Origin of the sequence: Sulfuricella sp. (genome assembly GCF_035531155.1) — a bacterium.
Classification (GTDB): Bacteria; Pseudomonadota; Gammaproteobacteria; order Burkholderiales; family Sulfuricellaceae; genus Sulfuricella.
Genome location: NZ_DATKTK010000006.1, coordinates 1 through 2991 on the forward strand (window position 1 = coordinate 1; position 2991 = coordinate 2991).

At 57.3% G+C, this 2991-nt stretch carries 4 protein-coding genes and 1 pseudogene; all 5 read left to right on the plus strand.

Features of this window, described 5'->3' with window-relative positions:
- A partial coding sequence (locus tag VMV64_RS02565) for an alkaline phosphatase family protein (RefSeq protein ID WP_325328385.1) occupies positions 1 to 1041 on the plus strand: 1041 nt, incomplete at its 5' end.
- A gap of 179 nt (positions 1042 to 1220) precedes the next feature.
- Positions 1221 to 1478, plus strand: coding sequence for a type I restriction-modification system subunit M N-terminal domain-containing protein (locus tag VMV64_RS02570; RefSeq protein WP_325328386.1), 258 nt, complete (start codon positions 1221 to 1223; stop codon positions 1476 to 1478).
- 56 nt (positions 1479 to 1534) lie between these two features.
- Positions 1535 to 1903, plus strand: a pseudogene (locus VMV64_RS17330) (virulence RhuM family protein); the annotation flags it as partial.
- Between the two features lie 337 nt (positions 1904 to 2240).
- Entirely contained in the window at positions 2241 to 2405 is a 165-nt protein-coding gene (locus tag VMV64_RS17335) for a Fic family protein (RefSeq protein WP_414718817.1), read from the plus strand.
- Positions 2406 to 2780: 375 nt separating this feature from the next.
- The coding region (locus VMV64_RS02580; protein ID WP_325328388.1) for a helix-turn-helix domain-containing protein at positions 2781 to 2991 on the plus strand (211 nt) is incomplete at its 3' end.

The window sequence follows — 2991 nt, forward strand, 5'->3', positions numbered from 1 at the left end:
CTCGGTGTTGATAACCCTTATGCGATTTATGAAAATCTCTCGGTACTGGGCAAGTGGTCTAATCCGTGGATCAGCTATCCGCAGCGACTTTTTCTCTTTAATGACCTGCTCGATCACAAGGTCTCCTTTGAGGACTTCGGCGAATTCGTCTCGCGGTCTCAGGCGGGCAATATCTCCACGGCGATGAAAAAACATCTGGCTACCGGTTTCCCAGGCTGGGATCGGATGATGCTCGACACCTACCGCGAGAAAACGGCGGTGAACTGGCTGAAAGCCCATCCGGGTGCCAAATTCCCGCATTTTATTTACATCTGGTTGCCGGATGATCACACGGCAGGTCGTTCGCCGTGCTATTACACCCCAAACTACTACGTGGCCAACAATGACTACGCGACGGCCAAGTTTATTCACTATCTGTCCACCACACCGGAATGGAAACACATGGTGGTGTTCCTGACCGAGGACGATGCCCAGTCCGGCGCCGACCATATCAACGCACACCGGACCTTCGCGCTGGCCATGGGGCCCTGGGTGAAGAAAGGGTATTTGGAAACCAAGCTCTACTCGCAAGTTAACATCTTGAAGGCTACGGAAGCGATTTTTGGTCTGCCGCCGATGTCGCAATGGGACGAAAATGCCAGCATATTCTCCGGCATGTGGACGCATCATCCGGATTACGCCGAGACCCGGCTGCTCCCGATGCAGGTGCCGGTTGCGTTCAATGCGGGCCAGTGTGATGACTACACCCTGATGCGCCGCGAGGTCGGGGCTTCCGGACATCCTTTGCAGCCGAATTCAAAATGGTATGCCTGGTACAAGGCCCATCAGACGCAGCGTGGTGTCGGGTTGCCGCCTCCGGGTAAAGGGGCGGCCTACACGCCCACGACCCTGCTCAAGGTGCCTGGCCCTGAGCAGATGAAGCAGGAATGGATTGCCACCAAGGGGGTAAAGGCCTGGCACAAGGAGGTGGCTTATCTGAAGGCGTATGCGCAAAAGCGGCATGCCCCCACTGCCGCCTATCAGGCCGGGGAGACGGAGTGACAGGGCTTTGCCCGGCAGCCTGACGGGGCTGGGCGTGCCGATATGACATGCGGTTTAACGTAGCGGGACATAATCTTTCGATCTTGGCGCTTGCACTTTACAGTTCGTCATAGATAATGGCCAACAGGCCGTTTAATCCAACGATAATATTGTAGAGGCATACGCAAGGCTAAAAATTAATGTCGCAACTTGAACACATTGAAGCCATTGAAAAAAGGCTCTGGAGTGCCGCCGACAACCTGCGCGCCAACTCCAACTACGCCAGCAATGAATACTTCATGCCCGTCATGGGCCTGGTGTTCCTGCGTCACGCCTACAGCCGTTATTTGTCGGTGAAGGAGCAGGTCGAGCCCAAGCTGCCCAGTCGCGGCGGCAAGACCCGCGACCTGACCAAGGAAGACTTCTCCCAGCAGAGCGCGATCGGTGGTGGCCTATAACGACGAGCACTTCGGGCTGGATAGCGTTTGGGACGGTGGTACAGTAAGGAGCTGCCATGAATGACATCGTGATCTTTGAGGCTGATAGCCAGCAGGTGGAGGTGCGGCTTGAGGGGGAAACCCTATGGCTCAGCTTGCAGCAGTTGGCCGATCTCTTTGGCCGGGACAGGTCCGTCATTTCCCGCCACCTGAAAAACACATTTGAGACCAATGAATTAGAGCGAGATCGAGCTGTTGCAAAAAATGCAACAGTTCAAAGGGAGGGCGAGCGGGAGGTGGTCCGGCAGGTGGAGTACTTCAACCTGGACGCCATCATCTCGGTCGGCTACCGCGTCAACTCCACCCAAGCCACCCGCTTTCGCCAGTGGGCCACGCGAGTGCTGCGCGAGCATCTGACCCAAGGATTCAGCATAAATGAATATCGGCTGGCCCAGCGGGGACTGGTCGAGTTGGAGCAGACGGTGAACCTGTTGAGCAAGACCTTGACCCGGCAGGAATTGGTGACTGACATCGGCCGCGAAGTGGTCAGCCTGATTCTAGGCTATGCCAAAACCTGGCGCCTGCTGCTGGACTACGACGAGGACAAGCTCGGTGTACCCGTCGGTGCGCAGCCTGCTCGTGGCGTCTTGGGTTTTGAGGAGGCGCGCCGGGCGCTGGATGCGCTGGCCGATGCATTTAAGAAGCTGTGGCGAGGCCAGCGAACTGTTTGCCCGCGACCGGGGCGAGGGCCTGGCGGCCATCCTCGGCAATATCGAGCAGACCATGTTTGGCGACCCGCTGTACCAAACCCGCGAGGAGCGGGCCGCCCATTTGCTCTATTTCGTGATCAAGAATCACCCGTTTTCAGACGGAAACAAGCGCTTCGGGGCCTTTCTGTTCCTGTTATACCTGCGTCAGGAAGGCATGCGCCTCACCCTGGATGAATGACGGCACTGACGCTGCTGATCGCCGAGAGCGACCCGTAGGCCAAGGATTTGATGGTGCGCCTGGTGATGAACCTGTTGGCCGTGGGTCCCGACACGAAAGGGGATGCATGAGCTACACTGAAGACACCCTTGTTCAGCAGACCACCGCCGACTACCTGGGCAGCGGCTGGGGGTCTTCGATTTCGATGCGCCGGAAAACAACGAATTTCTTTGCGTGCGCGAGCTGTGGGTGAAGGGCAATATCTACCGGCGACGGGCACATCATCGGTTTCGTCAACGGCCTACCGCTGCTCTTTATCGAGTGCAAAAATCTCCATCATTCCAATTTGCGTTATAAACAGTGATAATATGCCATGTTTCTTTGGGGGGTCATGGCATGGCACGTCCGGCAGGTGGAGTAGAGCATGTGGTGGCGGCACGAGAGTTGTTGCGCAGCGCGAAGACAGCTGAAGAACTGAGGCGGGCACAGGCGGTACTGCTGCCCCTGGATTTGGGGTTGAGCCTGGAGCAGACGGCGCGGGCCATCGGACGCTCCGTGAACGCCACCTGTGCGATACGCACGCGTTTCGCCAAGGTTGCCGAAGGAG